The sequence below is a fragment of the Adhaeribacter radiodurans genome (assembly GCF_014075995.1).
Taxonomy (GTDB): Bacteria; Bacteroidota; Bacteroidia; order Cytophagales; family Hymenobacteraceae; genus Adhaeribacter; species Adhaeribacter radiodurans.
Window position 1 is genome coordinate 2042790 of record NZ_CP055153.1, and the last position, 22372, is coordinate 2065161.

At 42.8% G+C, this 22372-nt stretch carries 10 protein-coding genes; 9 read left to right on the forward strand and 1 reads right to left on the reverse strand.

The window, feature by feature from the left end; genetic code table 11:
• The first annotated feature begins 1351 nt into the window (after positions 1–1351).
• From eat to HUW48_RS08545, 4 genes are all read left to right on the forward strand, one after another.
• Positions 1352–2728 carry an ethanolamine permease gene (gene eat, locus HUW48_RS08530; protein ID WP_182415277.1) on the forward strand — a complete coding sequence of 459 codons (1377 nt, stop codon included), beginning with the start codon at positions 1352–1354 and terminating at the stop codon, positions 2726–2728.
• Positions 2728–4104 carry an ethanolamine ammonia-lyase subunit EutB gene (locus tag HUW48_RS08535; protein WP_182415278.1) on the forward strand — a complete coding sequence of 459 codons (1377 nt, stop codon included), beginning with the start codon at positions 2728–2730 and terminating at the stop codon, positions 4102–4104. Before eat ends, HUW48_RS08535 begins: the two co-directional genes overlap by 1 nt.
• Positions 4105–4368: 264 nt before the next feature.
• On the forward strand, positions 4369–5142 hold the full coding sequence (gene eutC, locus HUW48_RS08540) for an ethanolamine ammonia-lyase subunit EutC (protein ID WP_182415279.1): 774 nt from the start codon (positions 4369–4371) through the stop codon (positions 5140–5142).
• A gap of 261 nt (positions 5143–5403) precedes the next feature.
• Positions 5404–8175: a S8 family serine peptidase gene (locus HUW48_RS08545; RefSeq protein ID WP_182415280.1), complete on the forward strand. Its 2772-nt coding sequence runs from the start codon at positions 5404–5406 to the stop codon at positions 8173–8175.
• 765 nt (positions 8176–8940) lie between these two features.
• On the opposite strand, the gene HUW48_RS08550 is transcribed toward HUW48_RS08545, so the two are convergent.
• Positions 8941–10413 carry a flavin monoamine oxidase family protein gene (locus HUW48_RS08550; protein WP_182415281.1) on the reverse strand — a complete coding sequence of 491 codons (1473 nt, stop codon included), beginning with the start codon at positions 10411–10413 and terminating at the stop codon, positions 8941–8943.
• 668 nt (positions 10414–11081) lie between these two features.
• Here HUW48_RS08550 and HUW48_RS08555 point away from each other — a divergent pair.
• The 5 genes from HUW48_RS08555 (at position 11082) to HUW48_RS08575 (ending at position 22268) form a co-directional block, all read left to right on the forward strand.
• Entirely contained in the window at positions 11082–14171 is a 3090-nt protein-coding gene (locus tag HUW48_RS08555; RefSeq protein WP_182415282.1) for a SusC/RagA family TonB-linked outer membrane protein, read from the forward strand.
• 42 nt (positions 14172–14213) lie between these two features.
• On the forward strand, positions 14214–15749 hold the full coding sequence (locus tag HUW48_RS08560) for a RagB/SusD family nutrient uptake outer membrane protein (protein WP_182415283.1): 1536 nt from the start codon (positions 14214–14216) through the stop codon (positions 15747–15749).
• Positions 15750–16180: 431 nt separating this feature from the next.
• Entirely contained in the window at positions 16181–19789 is a 3609-nt protein-coding gene (locus HUW48_RS08565; RefSeq protein WP_182415284.1) for a VCBS repeat-containing protein, read from the forward strand.
• Between the two features lie 8 nt (positions 19790–19797).
• Positions 19798–20952 (forward strand): acyltransferase family protein, encoded by a 1155-nt coding sequence (locus tag HUW48_RS08570; RefSeq protein WP_246343786.1) that lies wholly within the window; start codon positions 19798–19800, stop codon positions 20950–20952.
• A 236-nt stretch (positions 20953–21188) separates the two neighbouring features.
• Positions 21189–22268 carry an amidohydrolase family protein gene (locus HUW48_RS08575; RefSeq protein ID WP_182415285.1) on the forward strand — a complete coding sequence of 360 codons (1080 nt, stop codon included), beginning with the start codon at positions 21189–21191 and terminating at the stop codon, positions 22266–22268.
• Positions 22269–22372: the final 104 nt, after the last annotated feature.

Here is a 22372-nt window from a genome sequence, read left to right on the forward strand (position 1 = left end):
GATACTAGTGTCCATTTAATTAAAAACCGGGTTAATAGAGGAAAATGTAGAGTAGCCAGATTAAAGCCGGTTAAGAATTTGGTAAAAATTGGGCTTAAAAAGGAAAGAAAACAGGGGAAAGAGTAAAAGAGGAATTATATTGTAGGTTAAGCAAATACTAAGTAAAGAGGCAGATTTAATAAACAATTTCTGAAAACAGGAAGTGAGAAGACTGCTATAAAAAAATGAATTTATAATTTAATCTCGTTGAAAATTGAATTAAAAGCCTCTTTACCTTAGTACCGCTAAAATTAATAATCTTATTATCTAACTCTCTTCTTATCTATATTAAATAAGCGAGAATTGCCAGAGAATGGGTGCCTCAGAAATTATCTTCTAACTGGCACTAAAGCCAATGCTGGTTGTTGAACCACATATTTGCTTTTAACCACGGTAAAAATTCGAATAAGCGGACTTACTATATAAGCTAATACTTGCATAATTCTATTTAATTTAGACATTCAATTATTGTTAACGATGAATTTTCAAAAATAACTATAACTATCCACAAATAAATTTGCTATAGTTAAATAATACAAATTACGAATTAGCATAATTCAAAATTATACTTTTACTAAAAGGATAGCCTTTCTGATAATATTACAGAAATCTCTATTGTATAAACCTTCATACTTAGCTTCTGGTTCACTTTTTTGGCGAGTTATGGGCAATAGAATTTAATTTAGAACAAACAAATCATTTATTTGTTTATATATGTTTTATTATATTTATCTAAATATAAGGAATTAAATTGGTTTATTTATTAATATTTGATTTTAGATAATTAATGTGCGTTCAACAGAAGCACTTACTTATACAAACAGCCAAGAGCCGTACTAATAGCAATATGAAAAATCTATTTATGCTGTTTTTACTGTCCCACTCGGTTATTTAGCAGAAAACGAGTTAGCTACGTAGCTCAAAAGGTTCCTCCCGAATAACCACTATTGAGGAGGCGGATTTACTTTAAATAATTTTGCTTCTTAATTTATAGAAATTATTATCGTTAATTTCATAATCGTAAATAACAATAATAAAAGATCATATTAAGTTTAAACATAGATACATTTAGTGAGATTAATCTATACCAAATTCATACTCTTAAACGCGTCTTTAACTTTTCAGATATAAAATATAACTAACTAAAAGTAAAAGCTGATACTTTTTTATAGTAGATTAATTTTAAATATTAATCTCAATAATTATATACTAAATTCATGGGATTAGCTTTTATTTTTAGGTAAATTCCTGATAATTTTAGTTATTTACTCATCATTGCCGTAATTTTTGATACTCGCTTTAATTAATTAATATGGCTACTAACCAACCAGAATTAAAGAAAGTTTTAAAGCCTGTTCACTTATGGGCGATGGCGGTTGGTTTAGTAATTTCGGGCGAATATTTTGGCTGGAACTACGGTTGGGGTGTAGCGGGTACTTTAGGTTTTTTAGTAGCTACCTTGGTGGTAACTCTGTTTTACGTAACGTTCGTTTTTAGTTTTACCGAACTAACTACTTCTATTCCGCACGCGGGTGGTCCTTTTGCTTATGCCTACCGCGCCATGGGTCCGGTGGGAGCTTTGGTGGCTGGCTATGCTACCTTGGTGGAATTTGTTTTTGCCGCGCCTGCTATTGCTTTTGCCTTAGGCAGCTATGTTCATTTTTTATATCCCGAAATACCTGTTCTAGTTACGGCTTTAGGTTGCTACGTTATTTTTACCGGCTTAAACGTACTGGGTGTAAAAGAATCGGCGCTGTTTTCGGTGGTGGTAACAACCTTAGCCGTGCTGGAATTAGTCGTTTACCTGGGAATTGTAGCTCCCGCTTTTAAAACCGAAAATTTTTTACTAAATCCTTTGCCTTTTGGTTGGTGGGGCGTATTTGCAGCTCTGCCTTTTGCTATATGGTTATACGTGTGCATTGAAGGAGTAGCCATGGTGGCCGAAGAAGTAAAAGATAGTAAAAAAGCTATCGCTCAAGGTTATATATCCGGTATTTTAACTTTACTCGTGTTGGCTTTAGCCGTAATGATTGTTACCGGCGGCATTACTAACTGGCAAAACCTGGCTGCTATTGATTATCCCTTACCCGCCGCCATTGGCTTGGTTTTAGGAAAAAACAACCCTGTTACCCAGCTTTTTGCCGGTATTGGTTTGTTTGGTTTAATAGCTTCTTTTCACGGTATTATACTTACTTATTCGCGGCAATTGTTTGCTTTGGCCCGGAGCCGGTATTTACCTGTTGCTTTGTCCCGGATTCATCCTCGTTTTAAAACACCGCACGTGGCCTTATTAGCGGGTGCTGGTTTTGGAATGTTGGCTTTATTTTTCCTGGATACGAGTAAACTGGTAATCTTATCTACTTTTGGAGCGGTGGTAATGTATTTAGTAAGTATGGTGAGCCTGTTTATCTTACGGAAGAAAGAACCCCATTTATCCCGGCCTTTTAAAGCTCCGTTTTACCCTTACTTTCCGGCTGTGGCTTTTTTGTTGGCTGTGGTTGCGGCCCTCGCCTTTTTGTATTACTATATCTGGTTGTGTTGCCTGTTTCTGGCCGGTTTGCTGTTTACTCTTATTATTTTCTTTTTAACCGGTAGCCATAAAAAGCTTTCGAGCCACGATGTTACGATAAAATCTATATCCGCGGCCGGATTACCCCTGATTAATCCGACCTCTAACCATTCGGAATAATGAATTACCGGTATACCATACGCCAGCATACTTATACTTTCCCGGATTTAAAAACATTACTGGCCAAAGCTTCGCCGTATCGTTCCGGGGACGTTTTAGCTGGGTTAGCCGCTCTTAATTATGAGGAAAGGGTAGCAGCGCAGTTAACGTTGGCCGATGTGCCGCTCCGGACTTTTTTAAACGAAGCGCTTATTCCGTACGAAGAAGATGAAGTTACCCGATTAATTATAGATACGCATTCTGCGGCGGCCTTTGCTCCGGTAAGTCATTTTACGGTGGGAGAATTGCGCGATTGGTTATTAAGTGAAACGGCCGATACGGCTACTTTACAACAATTAGCTCCCGGGTTTACTCCCGAAATGGTGGCTGCCGTGAGTAAACTCATGCGTAACCAGGATTTAATTTTGGTGGCTCAGAAATGTGAAGTAATTACGCGGTTCCGGAATACCATTGGGTTAAAAGGCCATTTAGCTACGCGGCTTCAACCCAATCATCCAACTGATCATCCGAAAGGTATTGCTGCCGTGGTGCTGGATGGCTTACTAAATGGTAGCGGCGATGCGGTTATTGGTATTAACCCGGCCAGCGATCATCCGGCTACTGCAGTGCTTCTGCTCGAAATGCTCGATTACCTGCGGCAGCAATACGCCATTCCTACCCAAAGTTGTATTTTATGCCATGTTACCACTACCCTGGAACTAATAGAGCAGCAGGCTCCCGTAGATTTAGTATTTCAATCTATTAGCGGTACCGAAAAAGGTAATCAGAGTTTTGGAATTAACCTGGCTTTGTTGCAAGAAGCGTACGAAGCGGCTTTGTCTTTAAAGCGCGGCACCATCGGGAATAACGTAATGTATTTTGAAACAGGACAAGGCAGCGCTTTGTCGGCCAATGCGCACGCGAACGTCGATCAGCAAACCTGCGAAGCCCGGGCATATGCCGTAGCCCGCCACTTTAAACCGCATTTAGTAAATTCGGTAGTTGGCTTTATTGGCCCGGAATACTTGTATAATGGTAAACAAATTATCCGGGCAGCCTTGGAAGACCATTTTTGCGCCAAAGTTATGGGTTTACCCATGGGGGTAGATATTTGTTATACCAATCACGCCGATGCCGACCAGGACGACATGGATAATCTGCTGACACTTTTAGGGGTGGCCGGTTGCAATTTTATCATGGGCGTACCCGGGGCCGATGATATTATGTTAAATTATCAGTCTACTTCTTTTCATGATGCTTTGTATGCCCGTAAGGTGCTAGGTTTACGACCTGCTCCCGAGTTTGAACAGTGGTTACTCCAGCAAGGAATCATGAACCAAGCAGGCCAGATTCTACCTGTTGGTAATAGTCATCCTTTGCTGCAGCCATTGGATTAAAATACATTAAATCTTTATATTATATTAGCTGGGGTTGTTTATAACTACTATTTAGAGAGGTGTTGTTAGAATTAGTAAATTCAAGTGTATCAGCACACCAGGTGGTACAAAAATTGAAAAATCTTAACGCATACAGTTATTTAGTCAAAATTACTTTATTCTATTATATCGCTCAATATTCGGTGTAGTATTCTGCTAATCATTTGCTCAAAAAATTAAGCGTTTAATTTCTGGATAGGGATGCCTTATTAGTTAAGTAAAAAGATGGAAGACGAATCATTACCTGACTCTAAACCGGATGGGGCTGATCCCTGGGTTTCGTTACGTGCCTTTACAGATGCCCGTATTGCTTTAGGTCATGCTGGTGTATCCGAACCCTTAAAACCTTCTCTGCAATTTAAACTGGCGCATGCCCATGCCCGCGATGCGGTGTTTTCCGAATTAAATACCTCAGAATTAATTCATGCTCTTGAAACAAAATTTGCTTTACCGGTTTATTTACTAAAAAGTCAGGTAATCAACCGGCAAGAATATTTACAGCGTCCGGATTGGGGGCGTAAGTTAAATTTAGAGTCTCTGCAGCAATTAACAAAACTCGCCGCGCCTGTTGCCGATATAGCCCTTATTTTAGCGGATGGTTTATCGGCGGAGGCAATTAACGTAAATGCACTACCCCTTTTGCAAGTCTTAATTCCGGGGCTGCGAGCGGCGGGCATAAGCCTGTCGCCGGTAACGGTGGTGCAACAAGCCCGCGTAGCGATAAGCGATGAGATAGGAGCTGCCTTGAATGCCAAAGTGGCTTTAATTTTAATTGGCGAACGGCCGGGTTTAAGCTCTCCGGACAGCATGGGCGCTTATTTTACCTATCAACCCCAGCCAGGTTTAACCGACGAATCCCGTAATTGCCTATCTAACATTCGACCTGCAGGCCTTACGTACGCGGTGGCTGCTGAAAAATTATTATATTTAATAAAAGAGTCCTTACGCTTACAACTTTCCGGTTTTCGGTTAAAAGATACTGAGAACTTATTACTGTAAATCGACCTAAGCCTATTATTTATTAAGATTTTATTATTTCTCTTGTTTATTTAAAATTGAGTCAAATAAATCGCAACAATTATAAGGTAATCTAGTAGTTAATTTATCACTTCATTAGTACCCAATATCAATACCTTTTAAGCTTACAATTTATTTCGCTCCATAGCTGCCCCGCCAGTATTATACTAGTAACTACCGGTATTAATTTGGAACAGGGAGAATTTTTGATTTTTAATCATTTATCATTTAACGCAAAGGCACATGATTCACTTTTTCCAAATCAAAACTTTTAAGCTTACACTCTTTTGTTGGTTGGTAATCTTACCCGGTTTGGTAGTTCGCGCGCAAACGCCTTCTAAACCCAATTACAAAATGTCGGCTACGCATCCTTTAGCTAAAATTGGCTCCGAGTTAGCCGAACTGCAGATTAGTCACAAAGCAGGAACAAATGCTATTCTGAAGCCTGGTCCGGGCAAGCTAACCAAGAAAAGCCTGCTGCAAATACAGGGCGATTACGTGGTTATAGAGGCAGTAGCCGAACCCAACCAAACGGCCCAACTGCTCGCCGATCTAAAAGCATTAGGCATGACTCATGCCGCCTCTTATGGCCGGATGGTTTCGGGCTTAATGCCTATTGGTAAATTAGATAAAGTTGCGGCTCTGCCTAATTTGCATTTTGCCCGACCTGGGTATAAACCCATTAATAGAATAGGGGAGGTTACTAGTCAAGGCGACGTAGCTATGTACGCCGATTCCGTGCGAAAGTACCAGGTTTTAAAAGGCAAAGGCAACAAAATAGGAGTATTATCCGACAGCTATAACAGCCGGGCTGGGGCAGAAAAAGGTGTTAAATCTGGTGATATACCTGGCAAGGGCAACCCCAATGGTTATACTACTCCCGTGCAAGTGTTAGAAGATTATATTAATTTTTCGAACATTGATGAAGGTCGGGCTATGATTGAACTTATCCACGATGTGGCCCCTGCCGCCGAGTTGGCCTTTCATACGGCTTTTTTAGGGCAAGCAAATTTTGCGCAAGGTATTCTGGACTTGCAAAAAGCCGGTTGTAATATTATTACCGATGACGTGTACTACCCATTTGAACCCATGTTTCAAGACGGTATTATTGCCCAAGCGGTAGATGAAGTAGCGAAAAAAAATGTAGCCTACTTTAGCGCAGCAGGGAACAGCGCCCGTCAATCGTACCAGGCTAAATTTAAAAATTCCGGTAAAAACATAGTAGTAAATGGCGTAAATTACGGCGTAGCCCACGACTTTGGTAAGGGTGATATCACGCAAACCATTCGTATCCCCAAAGGGGGATTACTCAGTGCTCCGCTGCAATGGGATGATCCTTTCTATTCGGTGAGTGGCTTACCAGGAGCAGAAACTGATTTGGATGTATTGGTTTTTTATAAAGGGGAATTGCTAACCTATCTTTCTTCTCTGGATAAAAATGGAGGCAATGATCCGGTAGAGTACCTCGGGATTGTTACGGATACAACCGAAAGTGTCGACCTTGATATCTCCATAGTTAAGTACAGTGGTCCGGATCCCCAATACATTAAATGGATAAACTTTGGCGATGCCGAACCTTTGGAACATGATACCAAGAGCTCTACTATAGTAGGGCATAGCAACGCGGCCGGAGCGGTAAGCACCGGGGCAGTTTTTTGGGGCGATACTCCCGCTTACGGTACGCCCAAACTAGTGGCGGAGAGCTTTTCTTCTGCGGGTGGTACTCCCATTTTGATTGATGCGGATGGTAAACGCATAAAAGAGGTTGTTCGTCAAAAACCGGAAATTATGGCACCCGATGGCGGTAATACAACCTTTTTCTACCAGTTATTCCAGGGCAAATATTACTTTTTTGGCACCTCAGCCGCTGCACCGCACGCGGCGGCCGTAGCCGCACTTATGCAGGAATCGGCTGGCCATAATCTAAGTCGGGAAAAAATCTTGCAAACCATGCAGGAAACTGCCATTGACATGGAAGAACCGGGTTTTGATTTTGATACCGGCTATGGTTTTCTGAACGCTTTTGAAGCTGTAAATGCCGTAGCCAAACCCGGAACACGCTCCTTTGCTTTAATTAATGCGAGCAACGGGCAAGAAATTCAAATGATTAATGAAGGAACTGTAGTGAATCTTACCCGCCTTTCTACCGAAAAGGTACGGTTCCGGGCTATGACTGGCCCGATGCAAGTAGGCAGCGTAGTACTGGAACTAAATGGTAAAAAAATAACGGAAAATAAAGCACCTTACGATTACCCAAATTCATCGGATAGTTTTGAGTTAAAGGCTGGGGATTATACCTTAACAGCTACTCCCTACACCAAAGCGAACGGAGAAGGCGAGGTTGGTATTCCGTATACCATTCATTTTAAAGTTCTGGAAGAACAAATTGTTCGGTTTGAGTTGGTTAATGTAGCAAACGGTAAAGTTATTCAAACCCTGGAAAGTGGTAATATCTTGTATTTACCCGATCTGCCGGATAAATTAAACATTCGGGCTATTACCAGTCCTGCGGAGGTGGGCAGTGTACAGTTTAATTTAAACGGCATTATTAAAGTGGAGAACAAGCAGCCTTATGAAATGGCGGGTAGTTCCGGAGATGGTATTGATTTTAGCGCCGCCGTGTACGTGCTATCGGCTACTACTTACCCCAGCGACATGGCCAAGGGCAAGGCTGGTGATACCAAAACCATTTTCTTTGGGGCGGCTAGTGTGTTGGCCGATGTAGCTAGTATTACTGATAAACTCAAGAAGCAAAGCGAAGGGCTTACCGTATTTCCTAACCCGGTCGCACAAAAAGCCAAAATTCAGTTTCAAGCGGCCGAAGCAAGTAATGCTTCCCTTACTATTTATAATTTAAATGGTAGTCCGGTAGCTACTTTGTTTAGCGGCAACGTAGAGGCCGGTAAGCAGTACGAGTTAGAGTGGGATGCCCGTAACTTACCTGGTGGACTATATATTAGTCGCCTGGTTACTAAATCAGGGGTTATTCACCGTACCATTCAGCTTCAGAAATAAATTTTAAAGCTATTTTGAATTTAATGCTAAAAAGAACGGGTGCCAACACTCGTTCTTTTTTTATTCTACTCTGTTGTAAAAAGTAAAATAAGAACAGTTTAAATACGCAATAGTAAGAAGTTTTGCTATAACGGACTTTGATGCTATTCTGTGGAGCCTTTCCAAGGCTCCATGCACAGCTTCCATTTTATTTGAGAAGCCTAAGATTGCCTCGTGGCCGGCAGGCCCCGTTTGGCCCTTTCGGGCTGGTCTAAGCTTCCTTTCCTCCTGGCGTCAGAATTCTACTGCGCAGAACCGGAGCCTTGGAAGGCCCTCCATAGCCAAACTGGTGTCAGTTGCTGGTAGCCAAAGCCTTTCCTGTCTTTACTAACTTTTTATATTTACACTGTAGTAATTACTAATTTCCTAAAGCTAGTGACTTGAATTAGGTTACTATTTTTACCACCCCTGCCCCTCCTAAAATAGGAGGGGAGCTTGCCTTATTTTATAAAATAATTGGAGGAGTTATAATAAGTAGTATGATCAGTAGCTAAGTACAAAGATACCAGTTTGGCTATGGAGGGCCTTTTAGCGTTCCAGTGCTGCGGTAGCAGCAGGGCGCAACGGAGTGAGCCAAGGTTCGCTAAACCGCCCGAAACAGCCTAACGAGGCCTGCCGGCCATGAGGCAAACTTAGGCTTCGCAAATAAGATGGAACCTGTGCATGGAGCCTTGGAAAGGCTCCACAGAAAACGCTTACTAGCAAGCAAAAAGCTAATAATATACCTTATCCTATCTGATCTATTTCTTGGGCTACCCGGTTGGCGGAGCGTGTGGCGGCTTCCATGCCCCAGTTTAAGTTGTCAGCGTAGGCGCCGGCAAAATGGATGCGTCCGTGCGGGCGCATTACATGGGGCCATAATTTTTTCAAAGATCCCATGGCAAAATTAAGCCGTTCGCAGGTAAAAGCATATTTTTCGCTGGGCCAGTCTTTTACCAAGGCTTGCTCAATGGTATCTTGTTTGCCGGGGTATACTTCCCGGAAAGCAGCTACGGCGCGTTGGGGTGTTGTGCCGCCAGGACCCATGCCCATTAAGGCTACCCGATGCGTATCTATTTCCTCGGCTACTTGCCAGATGCCGCCAATTTCCGGATGGTTCAGTTCCATGTTAATGCTTAGATTATCTTTGAGCCAGAATTTAGAACTGGCCTGAAACACAAACCGGGCGTAGGAATCATAAGCAATATGGTCTAACACATATTGTTTTTCGGGAGGTAAGGCAGGAGTCATGGTTATTTTACTAAATGCAGGCAGGGGAATACAATTCGCCAGGAAATCGGCGGTTATTTCTTTTTCTTTCCCAAACTCCAGGTACTTAACCATAACTCCTTTTGGATCGTGCCGGATAGCGGTAATGGGAGAATTTAATTTTACCCGTTCTCCCAATTGTTTGGCAAAGGCATTCGGTAAACTTTGGTTTCCGTTTTGCAGCCGGAATACTTTCTTGGGATAAAGGGGTAAACCTCGCATTTGTAAGATTGCCTGGCGCCATAATTCAAACTGGGCCGAAGTTTCTTGTCCCCCTAAAAACTCCAGGGCTGCTTTAGAAGCACCTTCTTTGCGGAAAATATTGGCAATGGGAGTAGTGTCTAAATTATCGTAACCTACGCCAAAAGGTTGGTATTCATCCGTAAACTTTGTTAGGTAAGGTTTGGTGTATAGTAGATCTAATTCTGGCCAATCATTCTCGCTTAAATATTTAATTTCCCGGGCATTAAACCCAAACTTTTTCAAAACCGTAGGATCCCGCAGCATTTCTTCCGAATAAAACTGGCCTTTAATGCGTCTTAAAACATTTTCCCGCTTAGGATAAGGAAGTACCGTTAGGTTAAATTGTTTAGCGTAATTCCAGAACAACTCGTAACCGGGCTGGGTAATATTTTCGGCGCCAAAATCGGCGTACAACCCATCCGATAAGCCATCCCGCACGGTAAGTACGTGCCCCCCATGACGCGGTGAACCTTCCAGTACCGTTACCTCGTGTCCCCGTTTCATTAATTCGTACCCACAGCAAAGTCCGGCAATTCCGGCACCGGCCACAATTACTTTTTTTCCAGCCGGCTTAGTAGGAAACACTTGCGGTGTGGTTACGTTTTCCGGTTTACTCTGGCTGGATAATATATCCGGAGTTAATATAGAAGAACTAAGGCCTGCCACCATAGTGGATTTAAGAAAATCTCTTCGGTTAACCTGTTTCATGATTAAGTTGTTTAAAGACGGACTAAAAAGTAGATCAATTAAGGATTTTACCGCTACCGGATTGTAGGGATTGAGCTAGGTAAGGTACATTATAATTAGTATAATACCATTATATTTTAATATATTTTTCTCTGGTGAGTAAGGATGCTTTTTGTACTCCTCTAATATAAAATTTGCGCAAACGTTTGCGCAAGCCCTTGTACTTCCTTTTTACTATTATTTATTACTAAAAGCAAAAAAAATATATTGATTAAAATATTATTTTTTTGTATATTGAATAGTCAAGTTAAGTTTACCTTTTTCCCGGAATATAAATATTAAGAGTAAGGCTGCCTGGTAAATGCAGTCAATTTCGGGCTACAACAAAAAATAGCGGTTATACCAGTTCTAAAATATAGGAAGCGAGCTATTCAGTACCTGATTTAAGCGATTTATGTCGCCGAATTATTTCGCCCGTTAGAGCCGGTTTTCTTTACTATTCTGGCTATAAGAAGTTTTAAATTGAACAAACACTATTAGATAGCAAGTAAATATCTTCTGTTATACATACTAAGTTTTGTGGGTTGGTGGAGCAGGTTTGATAATTTATGTTCTCAGTTTAAAAAACCTATAGTAGGTACGAACTATAGTAGTAAAAATACTTTCACCGGATTTATTAAACTTTAGCTATGAAATACTCTACTCTTAAAATTGTATTATGTTTACTTTTACTAACTATTGTTATTCCGCTATATGCGCAGGATCAGGTAGTTAGAGGTAGGATTACCGATTCGGATAAGGGCGATGGGTTGCCTGGCGTTTCGGTTTTGGTGAAAGGTACTACCAATGGTACCTCTACCGATGTAAATGGCAATTTTCAGTTAACTGTTCCTGGTAATTCTGTCCGCCTGGTAGTTTCTTATGTAGGCTATGCCTCGCAGGAAATACCGGTAAATAATCAGGCTACCATAAACGTAGTATTAAAACCAGATATTAAAGCCTTGGAAGAGGTTGTAGTAGTAGGTTTTGGTACGCAGAAGAAAGCCGATTTAACCGGAGCAGTAGGGGGTATACGTGGGGAAGATGTGGGTATTACTTCTAAACCTATTTCCAGCCCCGACCAAATTCTGGCTGGTCGGGCATCCGGGGTAAGTATTTCTAACCGTAGCGGCGACCCAGGTGCGCCCATTAACGTTCGTATCCGGGGAATTGGTTCGCCGGGTGTTAACCAGCCTTTATGGGTAATTGATGGGGTGCCTATTGTACAAACCGAAAATATGACGGTAAATACAGGTTCTAACACCGAATCAAATCCGCTAGCAGGTATTAACCCAAGTGATATTGAATCCATTGACGTTTTAAAAGATGCTTCCGCGGCGGCCATTTACGGGGCCCGGGCAGCCAACGGGGTGATTATAGTTACTACTAAAAGAGGCAAAGATGGAAAAGCAAATTTTACGTACGATGGCTACGTTGGTAAAGGCTCTACGCAAAAAAGATTAGATGTGCTCAATGTTGAGCAGTACATTGATTTGCAGCAGGAATTAGGACGCGATTTCAGTCAGTTTCGGGGGCAACCTTTTGTAGATTGGCAAGATGCCGTATTTAGAACCTCCACCATAGTTAATCATAATATTGCCGTTTCCGGTGGATCGCCGAACGCCAATTATTTTGTGGGAGCCGGCTACTACGATCAGGATGGGATTGAGCCGGCCCAGGGTTTTACCCGGTATTCCATTAAAGCCAATTCCGATATCAGCGTCGGAAAAAAATTAAAATTTGGCGAGTCGCTTTTACTTAGTTCTGTTAATCGGTTAACGCAATCGGAGAGTGGTTCCTTTGCCGGTATTGGTGCGGCAGATAACGCTCCTTATTTTAAAATCTATGATCCGAACGGCCCGCTGGGCTATAACCCCGAAAACACCACTACTATTGGTGAAGGAGGAGACGCCTCCAATATTCTTTTACGGGCCGATACCCGCGCTAATTCTACCCGGATTGTTACCCGGAAAGTATTAGCCAGTATTTACGGAGAATGGGAAATATTTTCGGGTTTAAAGTACAAAATTACGGGCGGTGTGGATTATAACGTAGGTAGCGGCGACTTCTTTCAGGAAGCAATTGCGTTTGATAATATTACCCCCCGCAGTTCGCTTTTGGTGCAGGAACGCCCCATTGAACTCACCACTAACTTAAGCCATACTCTTACTTATAACAAGGTATTCGGCGATCACAGCCTTACCTTACTCGTGGGAGAAGAAGAAACCAACTTCCGTTTTGATAAAGTTCGTTTACAAGGTAATAATCTGTTTAATTCTAAAATCCAGTTTGCTTCTACCGGTTCCTCGGTTTCGGCCGCTAACGAAGCCGACCAATGGGCATTACGGGGTTATTTGGGCCGCATCAATTACTCGTATAAAGGCCGCTACTTATTCACGGCCAACGTGCGTAACGATAATACTTCCCGCTTTGCCAAAGGTAACCGTTCGCAAACCTTTCCGTCTTTCTCGGCTGGTTGGCGCATCAGCGAAGAAAGTTTCTTCCCGAAAGGAAACGTAGTGGATGATTTTAAAATCCGGGGCAGTTGGGGTCAATCCGGTAATCAATTTACCGGCGCTAACTTCGCGTTTTTATCTACCCTTAAAACTACTATTTTTTATCCCATTGGTGTAGGCCAGGTAATTACCCGCGGTCCGGCACCTGTTAATTTTGCGAACGAAAACCTTCGTTGGGAAACCAGCGATCAGTTGGATATAGGTACTGATATTAGTTTGCTGCGGGGACGCATAGAAATAACCGCCGATTATTACCGGAAAATAACAAAAGATGTATTAATTGGTTTGCCCATTCCGTTTACTTCCGGTTATTTTTTGGCCGCCGATGCCAATGTTGGCAAAATTCTGAACCGCGGGTTGGAGCTGGCAGTTAATTACCGGAACCGCATTGGGGAGGTAAGCTACAGTGTAGGGGGTAATATTACTACCGTGCACAACGAAGTTTTAGATTTAGGTAATATTCCCGAAATTATTACCGGGGTTAGCGGAGCTTCCACGCACCGCACAACGGTAGGCGAACAACTAGGCTATTTCTACGGCTATAAAACCGATGGAATTTACCAAACCCAAGCCGAAGTGGATGCAGCATTACCCGATGCTTTTTCTTCCGAACGAGCTCCCGGCGATATCCGGTTCGTGGATGTGAATAAAGACGGTAAAGTAGATGCGGCCGACCGTACTAAAATTGGTAATGCCAATCCAACATATTTTTATGGCATTAATGCTTCCGCGAGTTATAAAGGCTTTGATCTTTCTTTGTTACTACAAGGTGTAGGCGGAAATAAAGTTTACAACGAAGCGCGGGTAGGTTTAGAAAGTATGACGGGTAGTAACAATTCATCCACTAGAGTTCTGGATCGTTGGACCGAAGCGGGTTCGAGTAATTCTATGCCGCGCGCGGTGGCTAACGACCCCAATGGTAATAGCCGCTATTCCGACCGTTGGATTGAGAATGGCAGCTTTATGCGGATTAAAAATTTACAAATCGGCTACGCCCTACCCAGTGCGAAACTACAAACCTGGACCAATCAATTTGTTTCGAAAGTACGCATCTACGTGGCGGCCCAAAACCTGCACACTTTTACTAAATACCTGGGCTTCGACCCAGAGGTAACCCGGGGTTTCAGTTTTCAGAAGGGCGATGTTGTATTGGCGAATGGGCAGGACCCAGGCAATTCACCGCAACCAAAAATATATCAGTTGGGTGTACAAGTTTCTTTCTAGTGGAATGGGTTCATTCTGATATTCTTAATAAAGCATCAAACCATGAAAAAAATATCTATTGCTTTACTGGCAAGTTTTTTAACGCTTAATTCTTGTAATAACCTGGACCTGGTGCCGCTGGATAAGCTCACTTCCGAAAATTTTTATAAAACAGCCGCTGATTTTGACGGAGCTATTTTTGCTTCTTATTCTTCTATCCAGGATTTTTGGGGCACCAGTACAGAAACCCTCGGGGAATCTGGTGAATACTGGAAAATCTCCGTTGTTACTTCCGATGATGTAGTAGCCGATGTGAATGCCGGTACAGACGGCATCTCGCGCGATGCGGATAACCTTATCATTAGGGCCAGCGATAAGCCTTTTGCTGCCGTTTATACGCAAATTTACGAAGGTATTTTACGAGCCAACCTGGTACTGGAAAATTTAAATAACGAGAACCAACTTACCGAAGAGCAAAAAAGCCGGCTTGATGGCGAAGCAAAGTTTTTGCGGGCTTTCTTTCATTTTGAAGCCTTAAAACTCTGGGGTACCCCGCCCTTGGCCACCGAAGTAAAACGCGATTTAAGTAATTTAGCCCTGCCCAACGCTACCCAAGAACAACTATATACCCAGATATTGGCCGATTTCACCGATGCTTATAATGCACTGCCCATCACTTGGGATGATGCTAATAAAGGCCGGGTTACTAAATACGCCGCCCAAGCCTATATTGGCAAAGTAAATGTTTGGAAGAAAGATTGGCCGGCTGCCATTTCTGCCTTTGAAGACGTTATTGCCAACGGACCATTTAGTTTAATTAATACGGGTAATCCGGCGAAAGATTTAGATGATGTTTTTGCTTATAATAACGAAAATAACCAAGAGGCAATTTTCGAAGTTCAGTTTGGGGGGCCGTTTTCCGATGATAACGTTTGGGTATTTGATGATACGCACTCCGAAGCCTTTAAAGCTACCCAAGGTACTACCCGTAGTTTGTACTGGGATGCCGGTAATGGCGCTCCGGGCGGTAAATCTGGGTGGTGGGCACCCAGCCAGGAACTGGTAAATGCGTATGAACCCGGTGATGCCCGGTTAAATGTGTATGTGTACAAGGCCGGAGATACCTATTATACCACCGATTATACCCCGGTACCCTACGATCCGGAATGGTCCCTGACCGGCTATACCATGAAGAAATATGGTGGAGCCAGAAACATGGTGCCCGCCGATAATTCACCAAACCAACAAGCTAATTTTAACAACGAACGGCTATACCGATTTGCCGAATTAAAGCTTTTATACGCGGAAGCTTTAATAGCCCAGGGAAGAACGGCTGATGCTGCTCAACAAATCAACGATATCCGGAGACGGGCCGGGTTGCCTGATTTAGCTGCTGGCGTAGATCTTACCGAAGCTCTGCGCCACGAAAAGCAAGTAGAATTGGCCTTCGAGCCACACCGCTGGTTTGATATTGTTAGATGGGGAATTGGTGCACAGGTTTTTGGTAGCAAATGGCAGGATCGGTACAATTTATATCCTTTACCTCAAACGGAAATTGACCGCACTGGTGGTACTTTAAAACAAAACCCAGGTTACTAATAAATTTAAGCGTTTAAGATCTTTCTATTTATTTATTGAAGGTATAAATTATTTAATCTTACTAAAACAGCCAACCAACCCTTCCCCTCCTGAACATAGGAGGGGAGCTTTTTAATAAGCTGATTGAAAGAATTAGATAAAAAAGAAATACCCGAAAGAAAAATTTACTACCGAAACAGAAACCAGTTTGCCTATGGAGTACCTGCCAGGTTTCCGGTTTTGATAGCATTGCACAGACAAAGTAGAGGAAAAGAAGACTACCAGGTGCGAGAGAAACAAACGAGACCTGCCGGCCACAAGGTAAATGGACTATAGTTCAAGCGATAAAATGCCATAATCCGGAGACTTGGTAAGGCTACACGGAGAAGCTTCTCATTAGAATAAAAATTTAGAGTCTTTAAAATACTTGCTGTAAGTTGCCGGATTGCCTCATGAAGAATCAGCTGTTCTTAAATTTTAAAGTAAAATGTAAATTGTTTCCTGGCATTCGCCTGCGTACCTTCCTCCAACTGTTATTATTTTTTAGTTTTTGCTGGTTCTTAACTGGTTGCCAAAAGCATGATGCCGTTTTTGAAAGACTTTCGGCCGCAGAAACAGGTATTCACTTTACTAATACAATTCAGGAAGACGATCAGCATAATGTATTTACTTACACCAACATTTACACGGGGGCGGGTGTGGCGGCCGGTGATATTAACAACGATGGCTTAACCGACTTGTTTTTTAGTGGCAGCATGGTTTCAGGCCTCTTGTATCTGAATACAGGTAATCTGCAATTTAAAGATATTACGGCCGCTGCGGGTCTCACCAGTAAACGCTGGCAAACCGGCGCAACCATGGTAGATATAAATCAGGATGGCTGGCTGGATATATACGTTTGTGTGGCCGGTATTGCTACCGGTAAAGAACGCGCCAATTTACTATATATTAATAACCGGAATAATACTTTTACTGAAAGTGCCGAAGCGTACGGTCTGGCTGATACCCGCCAGGTTATGCATGCTTCTTTTTTTGATTACGACCAGGATAATGATCTGGATGTTTTCCTGATTGTGAATCCAGCCTCCTTGCGCGACAATGTGAATGTGATTCGTACCCGGCAATTAAAAGGCGAGAGCGCCAGTACCGATGTTCTTTACCGCAATAATGGTGATAATACTTTTACCGATGTATCGCGGGAAGCCGGTATTTTATCGGAAGGTTATAGTTTGGGATTGGCCGTAAGTGATATTAATAACGATGGATGGCCCGATGTGTATATTTCTAATGATTTTATCAGCAACGACGTTCTGTATATCAATAATCAAGATGGAACCTTCACCGATAAAGCTTCGGAATGTCTGAAGCATACTAGTTACGCCGGTATGGGTAACGATATAGCCGATATTAATAACGATGGACTGGTAGATATAGTAGAATTGGATATGCGCCCGGAAGATAACACCCGGCAAAAACTTATTATTCCGTCTACGGGTTATGATCGTTTTCAATTAACGCTGAACCGGGGCTATGATGCTCAATATAGTCGCAACACCTTACAGTTAAATCAGGGAAATGGCAAATTTAGCGAAGCCGGTTTTTTGGCCGGAATTAGTAGTACCGATTGGAGTTGGAGCGCCTTACTAGCCGATTACGACAATGATGGTGACCGCGACTTGTTTGTAACCAACGGCTTTCTAAAAAACATGGGCGACCTGGATTACGTGCATTACCAAAATGTGTACAATGGTCCGATGGGTAACCAGCAAGCCAAAATCAAAAATAAATTAGAGGCAATAAAATCTTTACCTGGAGTACCGCTGCAAAATTATTTATACGAAAATACGGGTAATATCAATTTTCAAAACCGTTCGGTAGAGTGGGGACTGGATACCAAAGGTTTTTCCAATGGGGCCTTATACGCTGATTTAGATAATGACGGGGATTTAGAATTAGTAGTAAATACCATTAACTCGGAGGTGCAGGTTTACGAAAATAAAAGCAACGAGCGTTTAAGCCGAAATTATTTAAAAGTTAAGCTGGCTGGCAGCCCGCAGAACCGTAACGGCATTGGTGCTAAAATTAAATTAAGTTACCAGGGCAAACAGCAGTTCTACGAACATTTTCTCTCCCGTGGTTTTGAATCCTCCATTGATCCCATTGTTCACTTTGGCCTGGACAGCCTTCGGGTAGTAGATAATGTAGAAGTACTTTGGCCGGATGGCAAGTACCAGTTACTAAAAAAAGTAAAAGCGAACCAGATCTTAAAAGTAGATTATGCTCATGCCGTGCCGGCTCCAGCAGCTTCATCTGTTTCTGCTGCTTTGTTTACTTTAGTAGGCGATAAAGCTGGTTTAGCGTACCAACATCGGGAAAATAGCTTTGTAGATTTTAAGCTGCAACCTTTGCTGCCCCACGGCCACTCTCGCCAGGGACCCGGATTAGCAGTAAGCGATGTTAACGGCGATGGTTTAACGGACGTGTACGTAGGCGGAGCTACCGACAAGGAGGGTGCTTTGTTTCTGCAACAAGCTTCGGGTAAGTTTCAGCGACAAACTGCTCCGGCTATCGATAGTTCCGGGGAGAGCTTGGGCGTGTTATTTTTCGACGCCGACCAGGACCAGGATCAAGACTTGTACCTAGTGCGGGGTAGTTCTGAGCAGTTGCCCAACTCGGCCTGGTACCAGGATGAACTTTACATAAACGATGGAAACGGCAACTTCTCCTTAGATAAGAATGCTTTACCGATGATGCGTTCGAGTAAAGCCAGCGTTGTTGCCGCCGATTACGACCAGGACGGGGACTTAGACTTGTTTGTGGGCGGACGGATTACGCCGGGCGCTTACCCCACTACTCCCCGCAGTTATTTATTACAAAACGAGAGTAAGAATGGCGTATGTCGCTTCCAAGATGTTACCCAAAAAGTAAGTCCTGGTTTAGTACAGGCGGGTATGGTAACAAGTGCATTGTGGAGCGATTATGATAACGATGGTTGGGTAGACTTACTTCTGGCCGGTGAGTTCATGCCCTTGCGCTTTTACCAAAATCAACACGGCAAGTTAGTAGAGCAAACCAATCAAACTGGTTTAGAACATACCGTAGGGTGGTGGAACAGCTTAGCGGGGGCAGACTTTGACCAGGATGGCGACATAGATTACGTGGCCGGTAACGTGGGGCTAAATACCCGTTACCAGGCCAGCCCAGAAGAGCCATTGTGCGTGCACGCTAAAGACTACAACAAAGACGGACGCATAGATCCCATTTTAAGTTACTATAATAAAGGCAAGCGTTACATTCTGCACAGCAGAGATGATTTAATCGACCAGATCAATACCATGCGGGGGCGTTTTCCGACGTACCAATCCTACGCTCAAGCTCAATTTGAAGATTCGTTTTTACCTCAGGAATTGGCTGGGGCGCAGGTACTATGTGCCGAGTGGATGCAGAGCAGCTACGTGGAGAATCTGGGTAAAGGAAAGTTTAGAATTCAACCACTCCCCCGGGAAGTACAACTCGCCCCTCTGTACGGAATGATAGTGGATGATTATAATAAAGACGGGCACTTAGATGTGCTGGCAGTAGGTAACTCCTACGCACCGGAAGTGAGTACGGGCCGCTATGATGCCGGCCTCGGCTGGTATTTGCAGGGCAATGGCAAAGGAGAGTTTAGCAGCGTACCAGCCCGAAAGAGCGGATTTGTAGCTGAGCAAGATGCCAAGAGTTTAGTGCAGGTAAGCCAGGCAACCGGACAACAACTAGTAGTTGTTGGTAATAACAACAGCGGTTTAGAAGTGTATCAGGTGCAGCAATCCGGGCAATATTACCAGGCGCAGCCGGAAGACGCTTGGGCGGAAGTGCGGTTAACGAACGGGAAAAGCTACAAACACGAATTTCATTATGGTGCTTCCTTCCTCTCCCAAGCCGAAAGACATCTGAATCTATCCGAAAACGTGGTGCAGGTTGTTATAACTAATTCCCAAGGTAAAAGCCGGAATCTGGCTTTGCCGCCAGATATTTTAGCCAACGGTTCAATTCATCCTTATAAATCATTAAAAAAGTAATTTAATTTATGAAAGTACTAACAACTGCTACCGATACTTCGGCAGATATTGAGCAGAAATCCATAAACCAGACCAGTTCTTCCCGTCTGCTTTCGCTGGATTTTATGCGGGGGCTTATAATGGTTTTGCTGATGCTGGAAGGAGCCGGTTTATACGAGCATTTATACAACGAAAATGGGCAAGGCATATTCAACGCGCTTATGCGACAGTTTTTACATCACCCTTGGCACGGGCTGCACTTTTGGGATTTAATTCAACCTGGTTTTATGTTTATTGCGGGTACCGCTCTGGCTTATTCCCTTTACCGGCAACAGCAAAAAGGAATGCCCTGGACCCAATCGCTGGTGAAAGTTTTAAAAAGGTCCGGCTGGTTGTTTTTCTGGGGAGTATTGGATTATGCCGTTCGTCCGCGCGGTTTGTCTTTTGAACTTTGGGATGTACTTACGCAATTATCTTTTACTACCCTGGTTACTTTTTTAGTTTTCCGGTGGTCGTTACTTAGCCAGTTTTTTTTCAGTATTGCTTTATTGTTGCTCACCGAAGTTCTGTACCGTTTCACCCACATACCCGGTTTCGATCAGCCCTTCACTGATCAGCATAATTTTGGTAACTACGTCGATTTACTATTAATGAACACTATTAATGGGGGCGGATGGGTCGCTATTAACTGTATTCCAACTACGGCGCATACCTTATGGGGAGCTATGGCCGGCCGGTTGTTGCTTTCGAGTAAGCCCGGTTACGAAAAAGTAAAATGGCTTTTACTTTCGGGTATTGCCGCCTTACTGGCCGGGTACCTGCTCGATTTTACTATTACTCCGGTTATTAAACGCATTGCTACCAGTTCTTTTGTTCTTGTATCGGGTGGTTGGTGTTTACTGGCTCTAACCTTTTTGTTCTGGTGGATTGATATTAAAAATCATAAAAAATACCTGTTCTTCTTTACCGTAGTGGGGATGAATTCCTTATTTATTTATTTGTTTTTCGAAATAGTGGGTAGCCGCTGGTTTAACGGGTACATTGGCGCTATAACCGGTGGATTGTTGGGAATGGCGCATATTCCGGAATATTTAATTGGTATTATTACCTCTCTGGTAATTTTCTTCCTGGAATGGCGAATGCTGTTATTCCTTTACCGGCGCGGAATATTCTTTAAAATATAATTAATCAGAAAATATTATTAGTGAATAGGGGAGCTAATTAATGTTCCGGACCCGGCACGTGTCAGGGTTCTGCAACAAAAAGCGCAAAATCCTAGATTCCAAGATTCGCAAAAAAAAGGCTCAAACAAAGCTGGTTAAAAGACAAACTTAAAACATTATACTAATTAGCCCCTGCGCCTGGAAACGGGAACCGGCTCTACTAATTACTAAAAATACAAATAAAATCGACCATCATTATGAATAAAGGCCTTTTCCTGCTATTAGCATTTAGCTTATTTTCAGTTAGAACAACTCTGGCGCAAAATCCTGATAAATTATTACTAAAAGATTATCGCCCGAAATCTATTTATAAAATACCAATAACTGCGGTTCCCAAAGCCAAGTTTCCGGTGATTGATTTGCATTCGCATCCTTATCCTAAATCTGATGCAGAACTGGCGGATTGGGTAAAAACCATGGATGAAGTGGGAATAGACAAAACAGTTATTTTATCTTATTCTACCGGAGCTAAATTCGATTCTATTCAGAAGCAGTATAGTAAATATGGTAAGCGGTTTGAGGTTTGGTGCGGTTTTGATTTTACGGGCAAAGATAAACCGGGCTGGATTAAAAAGGCCGTAAAAGAACTGGAACGTTGCTACAAGGCAGGCGCTCGGGGCGTAGGCGAATTAGGTGATAAAGGTTTAGGTGAATTTTACTCGTTACCTACGGCCGGTTATGGTTTGCACATTGATGATGCGCGCATGAAGCCTCTGTTGCAAAAATGCGCCGAGTTAAAAATGCCGATTAGTATTCACGTAGCCGAACCGTACTGGATGTACGAACCCATGGATTCGACCAACGATGGTTTAATGAATGCTTACCAATGGAAAATTGATAAAACCAAACCCGGTTTATTGGGTCATGCCGCTTTAATTAAAACCTTAGAAAATGCCGTGCGCGATAATCCTAAAACTACTTTTATTGCCTGCCACTTTGCTAATTCTGAGTACGACTTAAGCATTTTAGGAAATTTGTTCGATAAGTATCCTAATCTCTACGCGGATATTGCTGCCCGCTACGGCGAAACTTCTCCGATACCCCGTTACATGAATTCTTTCTTTAAGAAATACCAGGATCGGTTAGTATACGGAACGGATATGGGTACCAGCGCCAAAATGTATAGTACTACCTTCCGGATTCTGGAAACGCTCGACGAACATTTTTACGAATTTGACCAGTTCGGCTATCATTGGTACCTTAATGGGTTTGGCCTCGATGACGAAACGCTCCGCAAAGTATACCGCGACAATGCCCTTAAAATTTTAATGAAGTAAGCTTATTTAGCAAATTTACCTGGTGCTGAAAATAGCAGGGTGCATTTCTATCTGCATCAGCACCTGTAACTGTTGATTTTAAAAGGCTTCACGGAAGCATTTTA